Below are 21200 nucleotides of genomic sequence, written 5' to 3' on the forward strand. Positions count from 1 at the left end.
CGTTATTTTAGCGGCGATTGAAAAACACGTTTGGACACGACCGTCCTTGTTTTCTGCTCGATCGTCCGAATCGGCCCGGCATCCGGTGTCTTGACGTGGATGTGCCGGCCACGGCGGAAGGTGCCCGGATGCTCGCCCATCACCTTGTGGAAGGCGCGCGAAAAGGCGGCGTACGAGCTGTAGCCGACGTGGCCGGCGGTGCGCTCGACCGTCTCGCCGCCGTGCAGGCGCTGGGCCGCGATCTTCATGCGCAGCAGCAACAGGAACTGCGCCGGCGCCTGGCCGCTGGCCTCGCTGAAGTGTTTATAGAAGCTCGAGCGCGACATATGGGCCGCGCGCGCCATGTTCTCGGTCGACCAGTCCTGGCCGGGCTCCTGCATCATGCGGTCGAGCAGGGGCGAGAACTCGGGACGGCTGGCCACGGCCAGCAGGCCGGTTGCGATGTCTTGCTGGCGCGCCACGTGGCGGATGACATAGAAGAACATCAGCTCGGCCAGGCGCGCCACCAGCGGCGACGGCGCGTCGGGGTCGCGCGGCGGCTCCAGCAGGATCAGTTCGAACAGCGCGTTCAGGGCCTGCAGCGACGGGTCGTCGGCGCGCAGCACCAGGCTGTCCGGGAAGGAATCGGCGATCAGCGTGCTCAGCGCACTGCGAAAGTGGAAGAAGCCGCAGGCGAGGGCGGTGGCGTCCGGCGCCGCCTGGCCGAGCTGCTGCATCGGCATGCCGGAACGGGCGCTGGCCGGGTCGGGATCGGGACTCAGGAAGTGCGGCGTGTCGCGCAGCAGGAACACGCCGTCGCGCGCGCCCAGGCGCACCGGCGCGCGGCCCGCGACGTGCAGGTAGCACTCGCCATGCAGCACCAGGTGAAAGCTGCCCAGGCCGCGACCGGCGGTGGACGCCTGCCAGCGGCCGCAGTACTGGCCGAGGTGAAAGACCGTCGCTTCGAGCTGCACGCTGTCGATCAGCCAGTGCACCAGGCGGTCGGCATTGTCGGTGGCTGCGTGGGTGTCGGAAGTAGAGGCGGAATGATTCACTCAGCCATTATCGACGGCGCCCGTCCAGGGACCTACGAACAAAAGCTGATATGCAAATAAGAAAAACGTCTTAGAAGTACACCGTCACGCGGCGGGCGTCGGGGTCGGCGCTGCGTTGCGAAGGCGCGCCGTGGGCGTCGAGCAGGTAGGGCGTGCCCGGGCTGGCGCAGGCGACGTCGACCGCGCCGGCGACGCGCACCGAGCAGGTGGCGACGATCTCGAAGCGCGCTTCGAAGCTGGCCGATGCGATGCGCGCGTCCGCCACGGCCGGCAGGGCCAGGGTGACGGCGGCCAGGCTGGCCGCGAGAAGACGGGATGCGCGCAACATGATGAACAAAGCCGAACATTACCGGATAAATAGCGATGAATTCATCATAGCGGCTTTGTTGGCGGCTTGCGCGCGGTGCTGTCGGAATCGGTCAGCTCGTCGCCGCAGGCGGTTTTTTGGTTTTGCGGGATTGCCGGGGCGCCCGACCGTGATGGGCAGACCCAGGGGTGTCCCTGAGTCTCATTGCGTTGTCTCAATGCTACAGAATTGTTCGGATTTGCAGAATCGACGGAAGAATTAGAGAGTTGTCTCTAAAAGAAACTTCTGTTTCTTTACGTCAACATCATGGCGCGATTCAGGCGAGCAGGCTGCGCACCGCGTCGAGCAATTCCAGCGGACTGAACGGCTTGACCACGTACAGGTCGGCCCCGGCCGCCATGCCGGCCGCGATATCGCTTTGCTGGCCGCAGGCCGACAACAGGATGACCTTGGTTGCCGCATGGCGCGGATCGCGCCGCAGCTCGGCGCACACGTCGAGGCCGCTGGCGCCGGGGCCGAGCCAGATGTCGAGCACGACCAGGTCGGGACCTTCGTCGGCGAGCCGGGCCAGGGCCTGCTCGGCATTGGCCGCTTCGACGATGCGTCCGAGGGATTGCAGGGTGAGCGAGATCAGCAGGCGCAGCTCGTCCTGGTCGTCGACGACGAGAATCGTCCTGCTCATGGTCTTGTTCGCGCCGCGAAGGGCGGCGGGGTGGTTGCTTGCAGCGACGGGAATGCGGACATGACAGCTCCCTGACAGGCCGGACGCGCGCCGCGCCGGTGGGTCAGCATAGCAGCTTACGCGCGCACCAGGCCGTTCTCGACGGCGCCGCGCAGTTCGCCGAACGGCACCGGCTTGGGAAACACCGGGATGTCGGCGGGCAGGCCCATGGCCTTGATCGTCGCACGGTCCAGGCCGCTGACGACGATCATGTTCATGCCGGCCGTGCCGCTGTCTTCGCGCAGGGTGCGGATCATGCGGAAGCCGTCCATGCCCGGCATGTTCAGGTCGCTCACCAGGAGGTCGGGGCGCTGCTCGCCGATGCGGATCAGGGCTTCGAAGCCGTTGTTCGCCTTGACCACTTCGAGGTCCAGGCCCCAGCCCGCCATCTCGAGTTCGTACAGGCGCAGCATCAGGGGATCGTCGTCGACCACCAGCACGCGCGGCTTGCCCGGCGCCGGCGCGCTGGCCGGCGCCGGCGGGGCGCCGATGGCGATGCGGCGGCCGTCGACCAGGCGGTTCACCGATTCCACCGTGATGCGGCGATGGCCGCCGGCAGTGCGCCAGGCCTGCAGCGTGCCGTTTTCCACCCACAGCTGCACCGTGCGGTGCGAGACGCCCAGGGTGGCCGCGGCCTCCTTGGTCGAGCAATAGTCCGCGGCATTGTAGGTCGCTGCCGGCTGCAGGTCGGTTGGGGTGTTCATATTTTCCGATATTACGTTTTTAGTTTCCCAAAGTCAAAATAGTTAACTGTGGATAGTGCGTAGTGCGCAACATTTGTAAGCATCTGCATGCCGGGCGCGCGCAGGCGTGGGTCATCCGCGCGGCGCTTCTGCTAAGGTGGCAAGTCGCTGCTGGTCAGCGTCGGCGACGGCGCAGCGCTGTTGCAGGCCCTGTACCGGACCGCGCCGGCCGGGGCCGCGCGTGGGAATGCACTGAAAAGCGCGATCCTCGCCAATGACTGGATGCCCATACAGCAGTCGGTCGACCTCAACAGTTGTTTCTTTACGTCAATATTTTTCTTCTATTTGACGTTGCTCAAACGTAAACATCGTCTTTACAACTCAGGCCTTTCCTTCACTCCTACGGCTAAGTCCCTAATTTTACGGGACATTTTGTTGCGTTGTGTGCGCTGCACCTGCGCCTAAGTCCTTGGTTTCATTGGAAAAAGTCGATTTCGTCAATCGTGAATTCGCTTGACCGTCAACATTGCTTCCACTAAAGTGGGAAACGGTGTGAAAAAGTGTCGATTTGTGGGAGGGTTGTGGGGTAATTCCTTCGGCTCCCGGCGCCCGACAAACATCGGCAAATAACTCTCCAAAGCTAGGTAAATACGTGTTCCAGGGCGCGTCCGCGATCAATCTCGATGCAAAAGGCCGAATGTCGATTCCGGCCAAGCACCGTGACGCCCTTACGCTTCAGTGCGAGGGCCGCATGACCTTGACCAAACACCCCCATGGTTGCCTCCTCTTTTTCCCGCGCCCGGTATGGGAAGAGCACCGCAAACAGATCGCTGCCTGGCCCATGTCGGCCCGCGCGTGGCAGCGCATTTTCCTCGGCAACGCCGTCGATGTCGAGCTCGACAGCGCCGGCCGCGTGCTGATCTCGCCCGAACTGCGTGCCGCGGTCGGGCTCGAGAAGGAAGTGATGATGCTCGGCATGGGCACCCACTTCGAAATCTGGAATGCCGCCAAGCTGGCCGAGGACGAGGCCGAGGCCGTCGCCGGTGGCATGCCCGATGTTCTTTCCAATTTCTCTTTCTGAGGCGCCGATGACGGATTCCTTGACGGTGCCTATGTACCAGCATCGAACGGTGCTGCTTGACGAAGCGGTCGATGCGCTCAACCTCGCGGGCGCACGCGCTGACGGCATCTATATAGATGGCACTTTCGGACGGGGCGGTCACAGCCGCCTGTTGTTGTCGCGCCTGGGCCCGCAAGGGCGCCTGATCGCGTTCGACAAGGATCCGCAAGCGATTGCCACAGCATCACACATCGACGATCCGCGCTTCGCGATCGTCCACGACAGCTTTGCAACGATGCACGACGCGCTGGCCGCGCGCGGCATCCCCCGGGTCGACGGCATCCTGCTCGACCTGGGCATCTCGTCGCCCCAGGTGGACGACGCCAGCCGCGGCTTCAGCTTCCGCAACGATGGCCCGCTCGACATGCGCATGGACACCACGCGCGGCATGTCGGCGGCCGAGTGGATAGCGAGCGCGGAGCAACTTCAATTGGAAAAGGTGATACGCGATTATGGAGAAGAGCGGTATGCTTTTCAGATTGCAAAGGCGATTGTTGCTCGCCGCGCAGTCGAACCGATTTCAGGCACACGACAGCTTGCCGCAATCGTGGCAAGCGCGGTCAAGGGCCGCGAAAAAGGCAAGGACCCGGCAACCAGGACCTTTCAGGCTATCCGGATTTTCATCAATAAGGAGCTTGAGGACCTCGAGGCAGGACTGACGGCCGCCTACGGCATGCTGGCGCCGGGCGCGCGCATGTCCGTGATTTCCTTCCACTCGCTGGAAGACCGCATGGTCAAGCAGTTCCTCGCCTCCAAGGCCAAGGTCGAACAACCCGACCGCCGCCTGCCGATCCGCGCCGTCGACCTGCCGCAGCCCGAGATGCGGCTGATCGACAAGATCAAGCCGAGCGACACCGAGGTGCAGGAGAACCCGCGCGCCCGCTCGGCGGTGCTGCGCGTGGCCGAACGCCTGGGGACGGCTGCATGAGCGTCAAGCTGAACGTCTTGCTCACCGCCTTGCTGGTGGGCTGCGCGCTATCGGTCGTCAACGCCCGCTACCAGGCGCGCCACCTGCTCATCGAGCTCGAGCGCCTGCAGCAGCACGCGCGCCAGCTCGACATCGACTGGGACCAGCTCCAGCTCGACCAGTCGCGCCTGGCCAAGAACGAGCGCATCGAGCAGATCGCCCGTTCGCAGCTCGAGATGGCGCCATTGAGCCCGGCCCGGACCCAGTACCTGACCGAGGGCGCCCCATGATGCGTGGCGCCGCGAAGAACAGCAATGCGCGGGTGGCCGCATCGAAGGGCGTGGCCTTTTCGAAGAGCCCGGTGCTGGCGGTGCGCCTGCCCGACTGGCGTTCGCGCCTGGTGCTGTTCGTCCTGTTCGCGGCCTTCGCCGCCTTGGCCGTGCGCGCGGTCTGGCTGCAGGGCGTGTCGAACCAGTTCCTGCAAAAGCAGGGCAAGAGCCGCTACGAGCGCACGCTCGAGCTGCCGGCCACGCGCGGCCGCATCCTCGACCGCAACGGCGCGGTGCTGGCCACCTCGCTGCCGGTGCGCGCAATCTGGGGCATTCCCGAAGACGTGCTGCAGGCGCCGCCGGAAAAGCTGCGCGCGCTCGCGAACCTGCTCGAGATGCCGGAATCCGAGCTGCGCAAGAAGCTCGACTCCGACCGCACCTTTGTCTATCTGAAGCGCCAGGTCGAGATGCCGATCGTCGACCAGATCCTGGCGCTCAAGATCGACGGCATCGACACGCGCAAGGAATACAAGCGCTTCTATCCGCAGGGCGAAGTGATGACCCACCTGGTGGGCTTCACCAACGTCGAGGACAAGGGCCAGGAAGGGATGGAGCTGCAGCACCAGAAGACCCTGATGGGCGTGCCGGGCAGCCGCCGCGTGATCAAGGACCGCCTCGGCCACATCGCCGAAGACCTGGGCATGTTCCGCGAGCCGCACCAGGGCCGCGACCTGACCCTGTCGGTCGACAGCAAGCTGCAGTACATCGCCTTCACCAGCATCAAGAACGCGGTCGAGAAGTTCCAGGCCAAGGCCGGCGCCGCCGTGGTGCTCGACGTGCAAACGGGCGAAGTGCTGGCCCTGGCCAACTACCCGACCTATAACCCGAACGACCGCTCCAAGCTGACCGGCGAGCAGCTGCGCAACCGCGTCATCACCGACACCTTCGAGCCGGGTTCGACGATCAAGCCGCTCACCGTGGCGCTCGGCCTGGAAACCGGCCGCATCACGCCCGACACCGTGTTCGACAACAATCCGGGCTATATGATGGTCACCGGCCGCCGCATCCGCGATTTCCACAACTATGGCGTGCAGACCGTCAGCGGCATCATCCAGAAATCGTCGAACCTCGGCGTGGTCAAGATCGCCCAGATGATCCCGCAGCAGGAAATGTGGGAGCTGTACACCAAGGTCGGCTACGGCCAGGCGCCGCGCTTCGGCTTCCCCGGCGCCGCCGCCGGCCGCGTGCGGCCCTACAAGACCTGGAAGCCGGTGGAGTACGCCAACATGGCCTTCGGCCACGGCCTGTCGGTGTCGCTGCTGCAGATGGCGCGCTCCTACATGATCTTCGCCCGCAACGGCGACATCATCCCGCTGTCGTTCGTGAAGGTGGACGAGCAGCCGGTGGGCCAGCAGGTGATCTCGGCCAAGACCGCGGCCCAGGTGCGCACCATGCTCGAATCGGTGGTCGGCCCGGGCGGCACCGCCTCGCGCGCCCAGGTCGCCGGCTACCGCATCGGCGGCAAGACCGGCACCGCCGAGAAGATCGTCAACGGCCGCTACTCGCGCACCAACAATATCGGCTACTTCGCCGGCATCGGGCCGATGTCCAAGCCGCGCTTCATCATCGCGGTGATGGTCGACGATCCGAGCGGTCCATTCCGCACCGGCGGCTTCGTCGCCGCGCCGACCGCCGCCGACCTGTTTTCCAATGCGCTGCGGGCCGCCAACGTGCCGCCCGATTCATCGATCACGGACATCATCATTCCGGAAGTTCCTCTAGAGGAGAGCATGTGATGGCCCCGAGCCTGCACGACACCATCGAATGGATTCGCGCCGCCGCCCCAGGCGGCCGTCTCGTTTCCGACTCGCGCCGCGTCAAGCCCGGCGACGTGTTCTTCGCCTATCCGGGCGAAGCCGCCGACGGTCGTCGCTACATCGAAGCCGCCATCGAAGCCGGCGCCGCCGCCGTGGTCTTCGAGGCCGCCGGTTTCGCCTGGGATGTCGATGTCGCATTGCCCCATCTTGCCGTGAACGACCTGAAAAAGAACGCCGGCCCGATCGCGCACGCGGTGCTGGATTATCCGGACCGCGCCATGTTCACCGTGGCCGTCACCGGCACCAACGGCAAGACCTCGTGCGCGCTGTGGACCGCGCAAACCCTGGCGCGCCTGGGCGAAGCCGCCGCCGTGATCGGCACGCTGGGCGTGGGCCTGATCAAGGGCAAGGCGGCGACTGAACCGCAGTTCGACGTCACCGGCTACACCACGCCGGACGCGGTGCTGCTGGCCTCGACGCTGGCCGACCTGAAACAAGCGGGCGCCAGCGCGCTCGCCATCGAAGCCTCGTCGATCGGCCTGGTGCAGGAGCGCACCGCCGGCATGCACGTCGACGTCGCGATCTTCACCAACCTGACGCGCGACCACCTCGACTTCCACGGCGACATGGAAAGCTACGAGGCGGCCAAGGTCAGGCTGTTCGAATGGGATGGCCTGAAACACGCGGTGGTCAACCTCGACGACCAGGCCGGGCAGCGCCTGGTGGCGCACCTGCGCGCGAAGTTCCCTGCGCTGGCCGTCACCGGCTACACGATCGCCGCCGCTCAGGCACCCGAAGGCGTGGCCGTGCTGCGCGCCGGCGGCATGCGCAGCAAGAACGCCGGCACCGAGTTCCAGGTCGAGACCGCGCAAGGCAATGCGACCGTGCGCACCCAGTTGGTGGGCAACTACAACGTCAGCAATACGCTGGCGGTGCTGGGCGCGCTGCTGGCGAAAGGCGTGGCGCTCAAGTCCGCAGTCGATGCGATCGAGACCCTGGTCCCGGCGCCGGGCCGCATGCAGCAGATGGGCGGGTCGGACGCGCCGATGGTCGTGATCGACTACGCGCACACGCCGGACGCGCTGGAAAAAACCCTCGACGCGCTGCGCCAGGTGGCGCTCGATCGCGGCGGCCAGCTGTGGTGCGTGTTCGGCTGCGGCGGCGACCGCGATCCGGGCAAGCGCCCGCAGATGGGCCGCATCGCGCAGGGCGCCGACCAGGTGCTGGTCACCAGCGATAATCCGCGCAGCGAAGAGCCGGCGAGCATCATCGCCCAGATCGTGGCCGGCATGGACACCTCGCAGGCCGCGCGCGTGCAGACGGTCGAAGACCGCGCGGCCGCCATCCTGCTGGCGGTAAAGCAGGCCGCCAAGCAGGACGTGATCCTGCTGGCAGGGAAGGGCCATGAGCCCTATCAGGAAATCAAGGGTCGCAAGATGCCGTTCTCGGATGCGGACCACGCTTCGCTGGCATTGACGGCGCGGCTAACCATGTTGAGGACGCATTGATGCGCGGATCGTTGCAACAGCTGGCCGACGCCATCCCGGGCGCGCGCCTGGTCGGGCCGGATGCGTCCTTCGAGGGCGTATCGACCGACAGCCGCAAGGTGGGAGCGGGCGCGCTGTTCGTCGCGCTGGTCGGCGAGACCTTCGACGCCCATGACTTCCTGGACCAGGTCGCGGGGCAGGGCGTGGCGGCGGTCGTCGTGTCGCGCCTGCCGCAAGGCTGGACCCTGCCCGCGATCGTGGTGCCGGACACGCTGGTGGCGCTGGGGCGCATCGCCCACGCCTGGCGCGCGCAGTTCGACATCCCGGTCATCGGCGTCACCGGCAGCAACGGCAAGACGACGGTCAAGGAAATGATCGCCTCCATCCTGGCGGCGGCCGTCGGCGAGGACGCGCGCCTGGCGACCCAGGGCAACCTGAACAACGAGATCGGCGTGCCGCTGACCCTGTTCCGTCTCGACGCTTCGCACCGCGCCGCGGTGGTGGAGCTGGGCATGAACCATCCGGGCGAGATCGGCCGCCTGAGCGCGATCGCGACGCCGACCGTGGGCTTGGTGAACAACGCCCAGCGCGAGCACCAGGAATTCATGCACACCGTGGAAGCGGTGGCGCGCGAGAACGGTTCGGTGCTGCAGGCGTTGGCAGCGGACGGCGTGGCCGTGTTCCCGGGCGACGATACCTACACCGACCTGTGGCGCGGCCTGGCTGGCTGCAAGGCGCTGACCTTCGGCCTGTCGGAGGCCTGCGACGTGCGCGCGACCCATGCCGCCGGCGATTTCGGCAGCGAGCTGCACGTCCTGGCGCCCGGTGCGCAGTTCGGCATCAAGCTGGCCGCGGCCGGCGAACACAATGTGCGCAATGCGCTGGCCGCAGTCGCCTGCGCGCTCGGCGCCGGCGTCGACCAGGCGGCCATCGTGCGCGGCCTGGAGGCATTCGCCCCGGTCGGCGGCCGCCTGCAGCGCAAGCAGGCCGGCAACGGCGCGACCGTCATCGACGACACCTATAACGCGAACCCCGATTCGATGCGGGCCGCGATCGACGTGCTGGCCGCCTGTCCGGCGCCGCGCATCCTGGTCGTGGGCGACATGGGCGAAGTCGGCGCGCAAGGAAAAGAGTTTCACGAAGAAATCGGCGCCTACGCAGCTTCGCGTGGCATCGAGACCGTGCTCGCGACAGGCGAGCTGGCGCGCCACCTGGTCGCGTCGGGAGCACGACATTACGAGCAGTTCGACGAATTATTGGCAGCACTGGATGAAAAACTGGGCGGCAATACCAAAGCGACTGTGCTGGTGAAGGGCTCGCGCTTCATGAAGATGGAGCGCGTGGTCCAGCACCTGACCGGATCAACCACCATTGGCAAGGGCGCCCACTAATATGCTTCTCTGGCTCGCACAATACTTCCAGGACTATATCGGTCCGCTGCGCGTGTTCAACTACATCACCTTCCGCGCGGTGTTCGCCACCATCACCGCCATCACGATCGGCCTGGTCGCAGGCCCGATCGTCATCCGCAAGCTGACCGAACTGAAGGTCGGCCAGGCGGTGCGCACCTATGGCCCGCAAAGCCACCTGACCAAGCACGGCACCCCGACCATGGGCGGCGTGCTGGTGCTGATCGCGATCGGCGTCTCGACCCTGCTGTGGTGCGACCTGTCGAACCGCCTGATCTGGCCGGTGCTGGTGGTGACCTTCGGCTTCGGCGCCGTCGGCTGGGTCGACGACTACCGCAAGGTCGTCTACAAGGACCCGGAAGGCATGCGCTCGGGCGAAAAATACTTCTGGATGTCGCTGATCGGCATCGCCTCGGCCCTGTACCTCGCGTTCTCGGTCTCGGCCGCCAATCCGTGGGAAGTGGCGCAGCTGTTCTACGCCTGGGTGCAGTCCGGCTTCTCGATGGACCTGCCGCCGAAGGCCGACCTGATCGTCCCCTTCTTCAAGACCATCAGCTATCCGCTGGGCGTGTGGGGCTTCATCGCGCTGACCTATTGCGTGATCGTGGGCGCCTCGAACGCGGTGAACTTCACCGACGGCCTCGATGGCCTGGCCATCATGCCGACCGTGATGGTGGGCGGCGCGCTGGGCCTGTTCGCCTATCTCACCGGCAGCGTGACCTATTCGAAATACCTCCTGATCCCGTACATCCCGGGCGCGGGCGAGCTCCTGATCTTCTGCGGCGCGATGGCCGGCGCGGGCCTGGCCTTCCTGTGGTTTAACGCGCACCCGGCCCAGATGTTCATGGGCGACGTCGGCGCGCTGGCGCTGGGCGGCGCGCTCGGCACCATCGCCGTCATCGTGCGCCAGGAAATCGTGTTGTTCATCATGGGCGGCATCTTCGTGGCCGAGACCCTGTCGGTGATCATCCAGGTCAGCTGGTTCAAATATACGAAGAAGCGCTACGGCACCGGACGCCGCGTGTTCCTGATGGCGCCGCTGCACCACCATTTCGAACAAAAGGGCTGGAAGGAGACCAAGGTCGTGGTCCGCTTCTGGATCGTGACCATGGTGCTGATCCTGGTCGGCCTGTCGACGTTGAAACTGCGCTGAAATGAACTACGACGGCAAACACGCATTGGTACTGGGCCTGGGCGAATCCGGGCTGGCGATGGCGCTCTGGCTGGCGCGGGCCGGCGCACGCGTGCGCGTGGCCGATACGCGCGATGCACCCCAGCGCCTGGCGGCGCTGCGCGCAGCCGTCGCGGATGCTGAATTCGTCGCGGGCGATTTCAGTGTCGCGCTGCTCGACGGCGTCGACTTCGTCGCCGTCAGCCCGGGCCTGGCGCCGCATCGCGAACTGGCCGAGATCGTGCCCGCCGCCGCCGAGCGCCGCATTCCGGTGTGGGGCGAGATCGAGCTGTTCGCGCAGGCGCTGGCGCACCTGCGCGAGACGAGCGGCTACACGCCAAAGGTCATCGCCATTACCGGCACCAACGGCAAGACCACGGTGACCAGCCTGACCGGCCTGCTGTGCCGCCGCGCGGGCCTCAGCACGCGCGTGGCCGGCAACATCAGCCCGGCCGCGCTGGACGTGCTGCGCGAAACGATCGATGCGAATGACCTGCCGCAGGCCTGGGTGCTGGAACTGTCCAGCTTCCAGCTGCACACCACCTTCAGCCTGCAGGCCGACGCCGCGACGGTGCTGAACCTGAGCCAGGACCACCTGGACTGGCACGGCAGCATGGACGCCTATGCGGCCGACAAGGCGCGCATCTTCGGCGCGGCTACCATCCGCGTGCTCAATCGCGACGATGCGCGCGTGATGCGCATGGCGGCGGTCGACACCCCGGCTTATACCTTCGGCACCGATGAGCCAGTCGAGGCCGACAGCTTCGGCCTGCTCGAAGAGCGCGGCGTGCTGTGGCTGGCCAATGCGGTCGCGGGCGAGGAAGTCGAAAAGAAGCGCAAGAAAAACGAGGCGCCGGAGCCGGTCGAGGTCATCGTCAACCGCCTGATGCCGGCCGACGCCTTGAAAATCCGCGGCCTGCACAATGCCTCGAACGCGCTGGCCGCGCTGGCCCTGTGCCGCGCCTGCGGCCTGCCGCTGGCGCCGCTGCTGCATGGCTTGCGCGAATACGCGGGCGAGCCGCATCGCGTGGAACTGGTCGCCACCATCGACGGCGTGGACTACTACGACGACAGCAAGGGCACCAATGTCGGCGCCACCGTGGCCGCCCTGACCGGCCTGGGCAAGGCCTTCACCGGAGCGGACCAGCAGATCCTCCTGATCGCCGGCGGCGACGGCAAGGGCCAGGACTTCGCGCCGCTGGCGCAACCGGTCGCGGACCACGTGCGCGCCGTGCTGCTGATCGGCCGCGATGCGCCGGCCGTGCGGGCCGCGGTCGAGCCGACCGGCGTGCCGGCCTTCGACCTGGACGACCTGCCGCAGGCGGTGCGCCGCGCCGCGGGCCTGGCGCGTCCAGGTGACGCCGTGCTGCTGTCGCCGGCCTGCGCCAGCCTCGACATGTTCACCAATTACGCGCACCGCGCCCAGGTGTTCGTCGACACGGTGCGCGAGATCGCGCTGGACAAGGGACAGGAGATCTGATGGCCTTCCAGATTCCCTTCAAGTTCTCCGGAACCGCCTCCGACGCCACCGTCGACGGCCGCAGCAAGCCGTCGAAGATGATGGACTACGACCAGCCGCTGGTCTGGGTCACGCTGCTGCTGATGCTGCTCGGGATGGTGATGGTGTATTCGGCCTCGATCGCGCTGCCCGATTCGCCCAAGTTCCGCTACCTGGAAGACCGCAACGAATACTTCCTGTACCGCCAGGCGATCTACATCATCGTCTCGATGGTTGCGGCCGCGGTCGTGTTCCGGGTGCCGATCGCGGTGTGGCAGAAATACGCGCCGATGATGTTCATCGGCACCCTGGTGCTGCTGGTGCTGGTGCTGATCCCGGGCCTGGGCGTGTCGGTCAACGGCGCGCGGCGCTGGCTGTCGCTGAAGGTCTTCAACCTGCAGCCATCCGAGATCATGAAGATCGCGGTGGTGCTGTACGCGGCCGACTTCACGGTGCGCAAGCAAGAGTACATGCACAAGCTCACCAAGGGCTTCCTGCCGATGATGGTCGCGATCGGCCTGGTCGGCGCCTTGCTGCTGCTCGAGCCCGACCTCGGCGCCTTCGGCGTGATCGTCTGCATCGCCATGGGCATCCTGTTCCTGGGCGGGATCAATATCGTCTGGTTCGGCGGCATCGGCGCGCTGCTGGTGGTGATCTTCAGCGCGATCATCGCGCTGTCGCCATTCCGCCGCGCGCGCATGTTCGCCTACCTCGACCCGTGGGAAGAGGGCAATGCGCTGGACAAGGCCTATCAGTTGACGCACTCGCTGATCGCCTTCGGGCGCGGCGAGTTCTTCGGCGTGGGCCTGGGCGCCTCGGTCGAGAAGCTGCACTACCTGCCGGAAGCGCACACCGACTTCATCATGGCCGTGATCGGCGAAGAGCTGGGCCTGGTCGGCGTGCTGGTGGTGGTGGCGATGTTCTACTGGCTGGTCAAGCGCGCCTTCGACATCGGCCGCCAGGCGATCGCCCTGGACCAGACCTTCGCCGGCCTGGCCGCGAAGGGCATCGGCATCTGGATCGGCGTGCAGACCTTCATCAATATGGGCGTGAACCTGGGCCTGTTGCCGACCAAGGGCCTGACCCTGCCCCTGATGAGCTTTGGTGGTTCGGGCGTCATGTTCAACTGCATTGGCCTCGCGATCCTGCTGCGGATCGATTACGAGAACCGGGTGCGGATGCGCGGAGGCCGCACATGAAGGTCAGAAACACTAAGCGTTTGATGATCATGGCTGCAGGAACGGGCGGCCATATCTTCCCCGGCATCGCGATCGCGCAGACCATGCGCGCGCGCGGCTGGGAAGTGAGCTGGCTCGGCACCGCCCACGGCATGGAAACCGACCTGGTGCCCAAGGCCGGCATCCCGATGGACACCATCGACTTCGCCGGCCTGCGCGGCAAGGGCCTGGGCCACACCGTCAAGGGCGCCTTCAAGATGGCGGCGAGCTTCCTCACCTGCCGCCGCTATCTCGGCAGCCGTCGTCCCGACGTGGTGCTGGGCATGGGCGGCTACGTCACGGTTCCGGGCGGATTGACCGCGCGTTCGCGCGGCATTCCGCTGGCGCTGGTGAACGCCGATGCCGCGCTGCTGTTGTCGAACAAGACGCTGGCGCCGGTGGCGCAGCGTGTGCTGTTCGGCTTCCCGGCGGACTTCGGCAAGGCGGCCGACAAGGCGGTGGTCACCGGGAACCCGGTGCGCCAGCAGATCCTCGACCTGCCTCTGCCTTCCGCGCGCTTCGCCGGCCGCAGCGGTCCGCTGCGCGTGCTGGTGGTGGGCGGCAGCCTGGGGGCGAAAGTCCTGAACGACAGCGTGCCGGCGGCCCTGGCCCTGATCGACCCGGCCCTGCGCCCGATCGTGACCCACCAGTCGGGCAAGAAGAATATCGATGCGCTGCGCGCGTCTTATTTGCAGGCCGGTGTCAACGCAAACGTGGTCGACTTCATTGATGACATGGCCGCTGCCTACGCGAACGCCGACCTGGTGATCTGCCGCGCCGGCGCGATCACGGTGTCCGAGCTGACGGCGGCCGGCGTGGCCAGCGTGCTGGTGCCGTTCGTCGCCAGCACCACCAGCCACCAGCGCGATAACGCGGTGTGGATGGACAAGCAAGGCGCGGCCGTGCATCTGGCGCAGGGTGAACTGAATCCGCAGCGGCTGGCGAGCCTGCTGCAAGACACGACGCGCGAGCGTTGCCTGGCGATGGCGCAGGCGGCGCATGGCGTGGGCAAGCGCGACGCCAATGAGGCGATCGCGCGCGAACTCGAACAATTGGCAGGGCAGCTTTAATGAAACACAAGATCAAGAACATCCACTTCGTGGGCATCGGCGGCAGCGGCATGAGCGGCATCGCCGAGGTGCTGCACAATCTCGGCTATCAGGTGTCGGGCTCGGACCTGGGCAGCAATGCCGCTACCCAGCGCCTGGCCGGCCTGGGCGTGACCGTCCACCTCGGCCACCAGGCCGAGAACGTGAGCGGCGCCGACGTCGTCGTGACCTCGACCGCCGTCAACGAGGCGAATCCCGAAGTGGTCGCCGCGCGCGCCAACAAGACGCCCATCGTGCCGCGCGCGATCATGCTGGGCGAACTGATGCGCCTGAAGCGCGGCATCGCGATCGCCGGCACCCACGGCAAGACCACCACCACCAGCCTGGTGGCGTCGGTGCTGGCCGCCGGCGGACTCGATCCGACCTTCGTCATCGGCGGACGCCTGACGGCGGCCGGCGCCAACGCGGCCCTGGGCAGCGGCGAATACATCGTGGCCGAGGCCGACGAGTCGGATGCCTCGTTCCTGAACCTGTCGCCGATGATCGAAGTGATCACGAACATCGACGCCGACCACATGGACACCTACGAGCACGACTTCGAGAAGCTGAAGGCCGCGTTCGTGAACTTTACGCACCGCATGCCGTTCTACGGCCGCGTGATGCTGTGCATCGACGACCCGCACGTGCGCTCGATCCTGCCGCAGGTGACCAAGCCGGTCACCACCTATGGCTTCTGCGAGGAAGCCGAGGTGCGTGCGCTGGACGCCTATGCCGAAGGCACGCAGATGCATTTCACGGTGCGCCAGGAAGGCTATCCGGACACCAAGTTCGTGCTGAACCAGCCCGGCATGCACAATGTGCTCAATGCCTGCTCGGCGATCGCGATCGCGCGCGAGATCGGCATCGAGGACGCCGCCACCGCCCAGGGCCTGCTGGAATTCCGTGGCGTCGGCCGCCGCTTCACGCGCTATGGCGAAGTGGCGCTGCCCGCCGGCGGCAGCTTTACCCTGGTCGACGACTTCGGCCACCACCCGGTCGAGACCGAGGTGACGCTGGCCGCGGCGCGCGCCGCCTATCCGGGCCGGCGCCTGGTGCTGGCCTTCCAGCCGCACCGTTACAGCCGCACGCGCGACCTGTTCGAGGATTTCGTCAAGGTGCTGGCCACGCCCGACGTGCTGCTGCTGGCCGAGGTGTATCCGGCCGGCGAAGCGCCGATCGTGGCCGCCGACGGCCGCGCGCTGGCGCGCGCGCTGCGCACCTCGGGCAAGCTTGAGCCGATCTTCGTGGAGACGATCGCCGACATGCCGGCCGCCATCCTGAATGTGGCGCGCGACGGCGACGTCGTGCTGACCATGGGCGCCGGCTCGATCAGCGGCGTGCCCAACCAACTCACTAACGAATCTATCATCAATGCGAGGCCTGAACCGTGACCACCACCCCAACTCTTGACGCAGCGGCTTTCGGCAAGGTCGGCGTGCTGTTCGGCGGACGTTCCGCCGAACGCGAGATCTCGCTCATTTCCGGCGCCGGCGTCCTGGCGGCGCTGCAGAGCCGCGGCATCGACGCCCACGCCTTCGACCCGGGCACGCAAAGCCTGGCCGAGCTGGCCGCGCAACGATTCGACCGCGTGTTCATCGCGCTGCACGGCCGCTACGGCGAAGACGGCAGCCTGCAGGGCGCCCTCGAGCTGCTCGGCATTCCCTACACCGGCAGCGGCGTGATGGCGTCCAGCGTCGGCATGGACAAGATCACCACCAAGAAGATCTGGCTGCAGGAGAGCGTGCCGACCCCGCGCTACGTGCGGATCGATGCGGATACCGACCTGGATGCGGTGGTGGCCGATCTGGGCCTGCCGCTGATCGTCAAGCCGCCGCTCGAAGGCTCGAGCATCGGCATCACCAAGGTCACGCAGGCCGACCAGTTGAAGGAGGCGGTGGCGCTGGTGACCAGCATGGACGAGTCGGTGCTGGCCGAGGAATTCGTCACCGGCCGCGAGTTCACCGTGGCCGTGCTGGGCCATGGCGCCTCGGCGCGCGCGCTGCCGATCGTCGAGATCGTGGCGCCGGAAGGCAAGTACGACTACCAGAACAAGTACTTCACCGACGACACGCAGTATCACTGCCCGGCGCCGCTCCCGGAGGAGCTGACCCATGAGATCCAGCGCCACGCGGTGAACGCCTACCGCGCCCTGGGCTGCGAGGGCTGGGGCCGGGTCGACGTGCTGGTGCGCGAAAGCGATATGCGTCCCTTCCTGCTGGAGGTGAACACCTCGCCCGGCATGACGACCCACTCGCTGGTGCCGATGGCGGCGCGCGCGGTCGGCATCGGCTACGAAGACCTGTGCGTCGAGATCCTGCGTTCGGCGCGGCTCAAGATGGGCCAGAAGGCAAAAGGATAAAAGCAGATGTGGCATGACGTCCGGGCCCTCAACGCGACCGCCAGTTTCCTGACGGCGGTGACGGTGCTCGCCGCCTTGATCTCGGGCGTGTGGTGGCTGTCGCAGCGCCCGATGTTCGCGCTCGGTTCGGTGACGGTGGAGAGCATGTACGGAATCGAGTTGAAGCACGTAAACGAACTCACCGTGCGCAACGGCGTGCTCGGCAAGATTCGCGGCAACTTCTTCACCGCCGACCTGGAACAGGTGCGCGCCACCTTCGAGACCGTGCCCTGGGTGCGCCGCGCCACCGTGCGCCGCGAGTGGCCCAATGCGCTGGTGGTCGAGGTCGAGGAGCACGAAGCGCTCGGCACCTGGGGCGAGGATGGCCGCCTGTTGTCGGTGAAGGGCGACGTGTTCACCGCCAACGTGGCCGAGACCGAGGATGAGCAGGCGCTGCCGGCCTTCGACGGTCCGGTCGGCAGCGAGAAGGAAGTGCTGGCCCGCTTCAACGAACTGCGCACGGCGTTCGCTCCCGTGCAGCTGGTGCCGCAGGAGCTGTCGCTGTCCAACCGGTATGCCTGGACCGTGAAGCTGGACAACGGCATGAGCGTCGCACTGGGACGCGAGCAGGATCGCAACACGCTCAAGAAGCGCGTGCAGCGCCTGGTCGGCGTCTATCCGCAGCTGGTGGCCCGGCTGCAGGAAGGCCGCATCGACACGATCGACATGCGCTATCCGAATGGACTGGCCCTGTCGTCGGCGGCGCTCACGGTGCCTGTCGACGCCACCAAGCCGGTCAAGGCGGCAAAGAAGCCAAAAGAATCAACAAAACCCGCAACACCCAATAAAACAACCAAGCAAATCTGAAGCAGGCGAACAGCAATGACAAAAGACGCGAAAAACCTGATCGTCGGCCTCGACATCGGCACCTCCAAGGTGGTGGCCGTGGTTGCCGAGGTGATGTCCGACGGACGCCACGAGGTGATCGGGCTGGGTCAGCACGAGTCGAAGGGATTGAAGAAGGGCGTGGTCGTCAACATCGAGGCCACGGTCGAATCGATCCAGCGCGCGCTCGAGGAAGCCGAGCTGATGGCGGATTGCAAGATCCGCAACGTCTACGCTGGCATCGCCGGCAGCCATATCCGCTCGTTCAATTCGAGCGGGATGGTGGCGATCAAGGACAAGGAAGTGACGGCCACCGACGTGGCGCGCGTGATCGAGACCGCCAAGGCGGTCAACATCCCGACCGACCAGCAACTGCTGCACACGGTGCCGCAGGAATTCATCGTCGACAACCAGGAAGACGTGCGCGAGCCGATCGGCATGAGCGGCATTCGACTGGAAGTGCGGGTGCACATCGTCACCGGTGCGGTGTCCGCGGTGCAAAATATTGTAAAGTGCGTGCGCCGTTGCGGGCTCGAGGTCTCGGACCTGATCCTGCAGCCGATGGCGTCCGCCGACGCGGTGCTGACGGTCGACGAAAAAGAACTGGGCGTGGTCCTGATCGACATCGGCGGCGGCACCACCGACATCGCGGTGTTTTCGGACGGCGCGATTCGCCACACGGCGGTCATTCCGATCGCCGGCGACCAGATCACCAGTGATATCGCAATGGCCCTGCGCACGCCGACCGGCGAGGCGGAGGACATCAAGATCCGCTACGGCGTGGCCAAGCAGGTATTGGCCGATCCGGGCGAGACACTCGAAGTGCCAGGTCTCGGCGACCGCGGCCCACGCGCATTGTCGCGCCAGGCCCTCGCAGCCGTGATCGAGCCCCGGGTGGAAGAACTGTTCGCCATGGTCCATCAGGCCGTGCGCGAATCCGGCTACGAAGGCGTGCTGTCCTCGGGCATCGTGCTGACGGGCGGCAGCTCGATCATGCCGGGCATGATCGAGATGGCGGAAGACATCTTCCTCAAGCCCGCGCGCCTCGGCACGCCCGACTATCGGGGCCAGCTGGCCGACGTGGTGCGCAGCCCGCGCTACGCGACAGTGCTCGGCCTGTTGCTCGAAGCGAAGAAGCAGTACCTGCGCGGACACATCGTCACGCGCCAGGACGGGTCGGTGAAGGCGGTCTGGCAGCGCATGAAGGAATGGATAGCCGGGAATTTCTAAACTCTAGTAACAAATTCAGTTGTAAAAATTCGTCACGGGTACAAGGTTTTTAAATACAATCGCAGTTACCGGTTTGAGGCAGCGAACCAGCAACGCCAAGGCCTCTTCCCTGGAACCGCATTTTGAAAATTAGGGAGTTCATCATGGAGTTCGATATGGTCGATAACGCAGCACTGGGAACCGTGATCAAGGTCGTTGGCGTCGGCGGCGCCGGCGGCAACGCGGTTCAGCACATGATCAATAAAGGTGTGTCCGGTGTCGAGTTCATCGCCGCAAACACGGACGCGCAGGCCCTGGCGGTTTCCAGCGCCAACAACATCATCCAGATCGGCGACTCCGGCCTGGGCGCGGGGATGCGTCCCGAGGTCGGCCGCCAGCTGGCCGAGCAGTCGCGCTCGCGCATCGAGGATGCCCTGCGCGGCGCCCACATGGTCTTCATCGCCGCCGGCATGGGCGGCGGCACCGGCACCGGCGCCGCGCCGATCGTGGCCGAAGTGGCCAAGACCATGGGCGCCCTGACCGTGGCCGTGGTCTCCAAGCCGTTCTCCTACGAAGGCCAGAAGTGCATGGACGTGGCCGAGGAAGGCCTCGAAGAACTGACGAAGCACGTCGACTCCCTGATCGTCATCCTCAACGAAAAACTCGAAGACATCTACGAAGACGAATCGATGCTCGACTGGATGAAGCACGCCGACGATGTGCTCAACAACGCGGTGGCCGGCATTGCCGAGATCATCAACGTGCCGGGCCACATCAACGTCGACTTCAACGACGTCAAGACCATCATGGGCGAGCAGGGCAAGGCCATGATGGGCACCGCGACCGCCGCCGGCGTCGACCGCGCGCGCATCGCCGCCGAACAGGCCGTGGCTTCGCCGCTGCTGGACGGCATCGACCTGTCGGGCGCCAAGGGCGTGCTGGTCAACGTGACCGCCAGCCGTGGCCTCAAAGGCAAGGAGATCAAGGAAGTCATGGCCGCCGTGCGCGCCTTCGCGGCGCCGGACGCCTCGATCGCCCAGGGCATCGCCTACGACGACGCGATGGGCGACGAGATCCGCGTGACCGTGGTCGCGACGGGCCTGGGCAAGAACAAGAAGTCGATCCAGCTGGTGCAACCGCAGCAGCAGCTGCGCACCGGCACCTACGATGCGCCGGTGATGCAGGGCGCCGCGGCCGTCGCCGGCGGCCTGACCGCGGGCAAGGCCAGCGCCGACGCCCTGGGCGGCATGAAGCAGCCGGCCGTGTGGCGCCGCGAGCAGGCATCGGAGCAGGTGCAGGCGATGCAGCGCAACGGCGTCGAGACCTACGACATTCCGGCGTTCCTGCGCAAGCAGGCCGACTGATTCGGTCGCTCGTTCGCGATGAAAAGGCCAGCGCAAGCTGGCCTTTTCGTTTGCGTCGCCGCGAAACGGCCGCAAGACCAGCACGCCCGATCCGGATCGGCGATAATGGCAAGATTCACAAAACATCAACAGGAGAACAGCATGACCATCCAGATCGGCGACCGCCTGCCGGAAGGCACCCTCGCGGAATTCATCGAGAACGAGACCGCGGGCTGCACGCTCGGCCCGAACACCTTCCAGGTGGCCGACCTCGTGAAAGGCAAGAAGATCGTGATCTTCGGCCTGCCGGGCGCCTTCACGCCAGGCTGCTCGGTGCAGCACGTGCCGGGCTACGTCAAGCACGCCGATGCGATCCGCGCCAAGGGCGTCGACGAAATCTGGTGCATCTCGGTCAACGACGCTTTCGTGATGGGCGCCTGGGGCCGCGACCAGAAGGCCACCGGCATCGTGCGCATGATGGCTGACGGCAACGCCACCTTCACCAAGGCCCTGGGCCTGGACAACGACTTCTCGGCCCACGGCATGGGCACGCGCTCGAAGCGTTACGCGATGCTGGTCGAGGATGGCGTGGTCAAGAGCCTGGACATCGACGTCAAGGGCGTCGACGTGTCGAGCGCCGAATCGATGCTGCAGAAACTCGGCTGATCCCGGTCGTATCCGCACTTGACGAACGGCG

General features: G+C 66.1%; 20 protein-coding genes. 16 read left to right on the forward strand and 4 right to left on the reverse strand.

Features of this window, described 5'->3' with window-relative positions; all coding sequences use genetic code 11:
- Nucleotides 1-2: 2 nt before the first annotated feature.
- The 4 genes from KY496_RS23585 to KY496_RS23600 all read right to left on the reverse strand — a co-directional run bounded on the left by KY496_RS23585 (nt 3) and on the right by KY496_RS23600 (nt 2766).
- A complete protein-coding gene (locus tag KY496_RS23585; protein WP_184235426.1) occupies nt 3-1034 on the reverse strand; it encodes an AraC family transcriptional regulator in 1032 nt (343 codons plus the stop codon).
- 70 nt (nt 1035-1104) lie between these two features.
- On the reverse strand, nt 1105-1362 hold the full coding sequence (locus KY496_RS23590; protein WP_184235423.1) for a hypothetical protein: 258 nt from the start codon (nt 1360-1362) through the stop codon (nt 1105-1107).
- 295 nt (nt 1363-1657) lie between these two features.
- On the reverse strand, nt 1658-2023 hold the full coding sequence (locus tag KY496_RS23595; protein ID WP_005668217.1) for a response regulator transcription factor: 366 nt from the start codon (nt 2021-2023) through the stop codon (nt 1658-1660).
- Between the two features lie 116 nt (nt 2024-2139).
- Nucleotides 2140-2766: a response regulator gene (locus KY496_RS23600; protein WP_005668219.1), complete on the reverse strand. Its 627-nt coding sequence runs from the start codon at nt 2764-2766 to the stop codon at nt 2140-2142.
- 631 nt (nt 2767-3397) lie between these two features.
- On the opposite strand from KY496_RS23600, the gene mraZ reads away from it, so the two are divergent.
- From mraZ to KY496_RS23680, 16 genes are all read left to right on the forward strand, one after another.
- Nucleotides 3398-3826, forward strand: a complete 429-nt coding sequence (mraZ, locus tag KY496_RS23605) for a division/cell wall cluster transcriptional repressor MraZ (protein ID WP_040776953.1) — start codon at nt 3398-3400, stop codon at nt 3824-3826.
- Complete coding sequence (rsmH, locus tag KY496_RS23610) at nt 3813-4793, forward strand: 16S rRNA (cytosine(1402)-N(4))-methyltransferase RsmH (RefSeq protein WP_169331337.1); 981 nt, start codon at nt 3813-3815, stop codon at nt 4791-4793. The genes mraZ and rsmH overlap by 14 nt, the downstream gene beginning before the upstream one ends.
- Nucleotides 4790-5062 carry a cell division protein FtsL gene (gene ftsL, locus KY496_RS23615; RefSeq protein WP_005668224.1) on the forward strand — a complete coding sequence of 91 codons (273 nt, stop codon included), beginning with the start codon at nt 4790-4792 and terminating at the stop codon, nt 5060-5062. Before rsmH ends, ftsL begins: the two co-directional genes overlap by 4 nt.
- The gene (locus KY496_RS23620) at nt 5059-6837 is read left to right on the forward strand and encodes a penicillin-binding protein 2 (RefSeq protein ID WP_071360301.1); all 1779 of its coding nucleotides are present in this window, start codon (nt 5059-5061) and stop codon (nt 6835-6837) included. The genes ftsL and KY496_RS23620 overlap by 4 nt, the downstream gene beginning before the upstream one ends.
- Nucleotides 6837-8366, forward strand: a complete 1530-nt coding sequence (locus tag KY496_RS23625) for a UDP-N-acetylmuramoyl-L-alanyl-D-glutamate--2,6-diaminopimelate ligase (protein ID WP_219865165.1) — start codon at nt 6837-6839, stop codon at nt 8364-8366. The genes KY496_RS23620 and KY496_RS23625 overlap by 1 nt, the downstream gene beginning before the upstream one ends.
- A complete protein-coding gene (murF, locus tag KY496_RS23630; RefSeq protein ID WP_005668230.1) occupies nt 8366-9736 on the forward strand; it encodes a UDP-N-acetylmuramoyl-tripeptide--D-alanyl-D-alanine ligase in 1371 nt (456 codons plus the stop codon). Before KY496_RS23625 ends, murF begins: the two co-directional genes overlap by 1 nt.
- Before the next feature lies 1 nt (nt 9737).
- Complete coding sequence (mraY, locus tag KY496_RS23635) at nt 9738-10907, forward strand: phospho-N-acetylmuramoyl-pentapeptide-transferase (protein WP_005668232.1); 1170 nt, start codon at nt 9738-9740, stop codon at nt 10905-10907.
- 1 nt (nt 10908) lies between these two features.
- Nucleotides 10909-12405 (forward strand): UDP-N-acetylmuramoyl-L-alanine--D-glutamate ligase, encoded by a 1497-nt coding sequence (murD, locus tag KY496_RS23640; RefSeq protein WP_219862690.1) that lies wholly within the window; start codon nt 10909-10911, stop codon nt 12403-12405.
- Nucleotides 12405-13622 carry a putative lipid II flippase FtsW gene (ftsW, locus tag KY496_RS23645; protein WP_005668236.1) on the forward strand — a complete coding sequence of 406 codons (1218 nt, stop codon included), beginning with the start codon at nt 12405-12407 and terminating at the stop codon, nt 13620-13622. The genes murD and ftsW overlap by 1 nt, the downstream gene beginning before the upstream one ends.
- Nucleotides 13619-14710 (forward strand): undecaprenyldiphospho-muramoylpentapeptide beta-N-acetylglucosaminyltransferase, encoded by a 1092-nt coding sequence (gene murG / locus KY496_RS23650; RefSeq protein WP_005668238.1) that lies wholly within the window; start codon nt 13619-13621, stop codon nt 14708-14710. The genes ftsW and murG overlap by 4 nt, the downstream gene beginning before the upstream one ends.
- Nucleotides 14710-16119 (forward strand): UDP-N-acetylmuramate--L-alanine ligase, encoded by a 1410-nt coding sequence (gene murC, locus KY496_RS23655; protein WP_005668240.1) that lies wholly within the window; start codon nt 14710-14712, stop codon nt 16117-16119. The genes murG and murC overlap by 1 nt, the downstream gene beginning before the upstream one ends.
- Nucleotides 16116-17087: a D-alanine--D-alanine ligase gene (locus KY496_RS23660; protein WP_184235405.1), complete on the forward strand. Its 972-nt coding sequence runs from the start codon at nt 16116-16118 to the stop codon at nt 17085-17087. Before murC ends, KY496_RS23660 begins: the two co-directional genes overlap by 4 nt.
- 6 nt (nt 17088-17093) lie before the next feature.
- On the forward strand, nt 17094-17933 hold the full coding sequence (locus tag KY496_RS23665; protein ID WP_219862692.1) for a cell division protein FtsQ/DivIB: 840 nt from the start codon (nt 17094-17096) through the stop codon (nt 17931-17933).
- 15 nt (nt 17934-17948) lie between these two features.
- On the forward strand, nt 17949-19181 hold the full coding sequence (ftsA, locus tag KY496_RS23670; RefSeq protein ID WP_005668243.1) for a cell division protein FtsA: 1233 nt from the start codon (nt 17949-17951) through the stop codon (nt 19179-19181).
- Between the two features lie 143 nt (nt 19182-19324).
- The gene (gene ftsZ / locus KY496_RS23675; protein ID WP_005668244.1) at nt 19325-20524 is read left to right on the forward strand and encodes a cell division protein FtsZ; all 1200 of its coding nucleotides are present in this window, start codon (nt 19325-19327) and stop codon (nt 20522-20524) included.
- Nucleotides 20525-20665: 141 nt separating this feature from the next.
- Nucleotides 20666-21169, forward strand: a complete 504-nt coding sequence (locus tag KY496_RS23680; protein ID WP_219862694.1) for a peroxiredoxin — start codon at nt 20666-20668, stop codon at nt 21167-21169.
- Nucleotides 21170-21200: the final 31 nt, after the last annotated feature.

Source organism: Massilia sp. NP310 (genome assembly GCF_019443485.1).
Lineage (GTDB): Bacteria > Pseudomonadota > Gammaproteobacteria > Burkholderiales > Burkholderiaceae_D > Telluria > Telluria timonae.

Excerpts from the sequence above, each read along its gene's own strand:
- KY496_RS23590 (WP_184235423.1), bottom strand. The coding sequence starts at position 1,362 with ATGTTGCGCGCATCCCGTCTTCTCGCGGCCAGCCTGGCCGCCGTCACC.
- KY496_RS23595 (WP_005668217.1), bottom strand. The coding sequence starts at position 2,023 with ATGAGCAGGACGATTCTCGTCGTCGACGACCAGGACGAGCTGCGCCTG.
- KY496_RS23600 (WP_005668219.1), bottom strand. The coding sequence starts at position 2,766 with ATGAACACCCCAACCGACCTGCAGCCGGCAGCGACCTACAATGCCGCG.
- ftsL (WP_005668224.1), top strand. The coding sequence starts at position 4,790 with ATGAGCGTCAAGCTGAACGTCTTGCTCACCGCCTTGCTGGTGGGCTGC.
- KY496_RS23620 (WP_071360301.1), top strand. The coding sequence starts at position 5,059 with ATGATGCGTGGCGCCGCGAAGAACAGCAATGCGCGGGTGGCCGCATCG.
- KY496_RS23625 (WP_219865165.1), top strand. The coding sequence starts at position 6,837 with ATGGCCCCGAGCCTGCACGACACCATCGAATGGATTCGCGCCGCCGCC.
- murF (WP_005668230.1), top strand. The coding sequence starts at position 8,366 with ATGCGCGGATCGTTGCAACAGCTGGCCGACGCCATCCCGGGCGCGCGC.
- mraY (WP_005668232.1), top strand. The coding sequence starts at position 9,738 with ATGCTTCTCTGGCTCGCACAATACTTCCAGGACTATATCGGTCCGCTG.
- murD (WP_219862690.1), top strand. The coding sequence starts at position 10,909 with ATGAACTACGACGGCAAACACGCATTGGTACTGGGCCTGGGCGAATCC.
- ftsW (WP_005668236.1), top strand. The coding sequence starts at position 12,405 with ATGGCCTTCCAGATTCCCTTCAAGTTCTCCGGAACCGCCTCCGACGCC.
- murG (WP_005668238.1), top strand. The coding sequence starts at position 13,619 with ATGAAGGTCAGAAACACTAAGCGTTTGATGATCATGGCTGCAGGAACG.
- murC (WP_005668240.1), top strand. The coding sequence starts at position 14,710 with ATGAAACACAAGATCAAGAACATCCACTTCGTGGGCATCGGCGGCAGC.
- KY496_RS23665 (WP_219862692.1), top strand. The coding sequence starts at position 17,094 with ATGTGGCATGACGTCCGGGCCCTCAACGCGACCGCCAGTTTCCTGACG.
- ftsA (WP_005668243.1), top strand. The coding sequence starts at position 17,949 with ATGACAAAAGACGCGAAAAACCTGATCGTCGGCCTCGACATCGGCACC.
- ftsZ (WP_005668244.1), top strand. The coding sequence starts at position 19,325 with ATGGAGTTCGATATGGTCGATAACGCAGCACTGGGAACCGTGATCAAG.
- KY496_RS23680 (WP_219862694.1), top strand. The coding sequence starts at position 20,666 with ATGACCATCCAGATCGGCGACCGCCTGCCGGAAGGCACCCTCGCGGAA.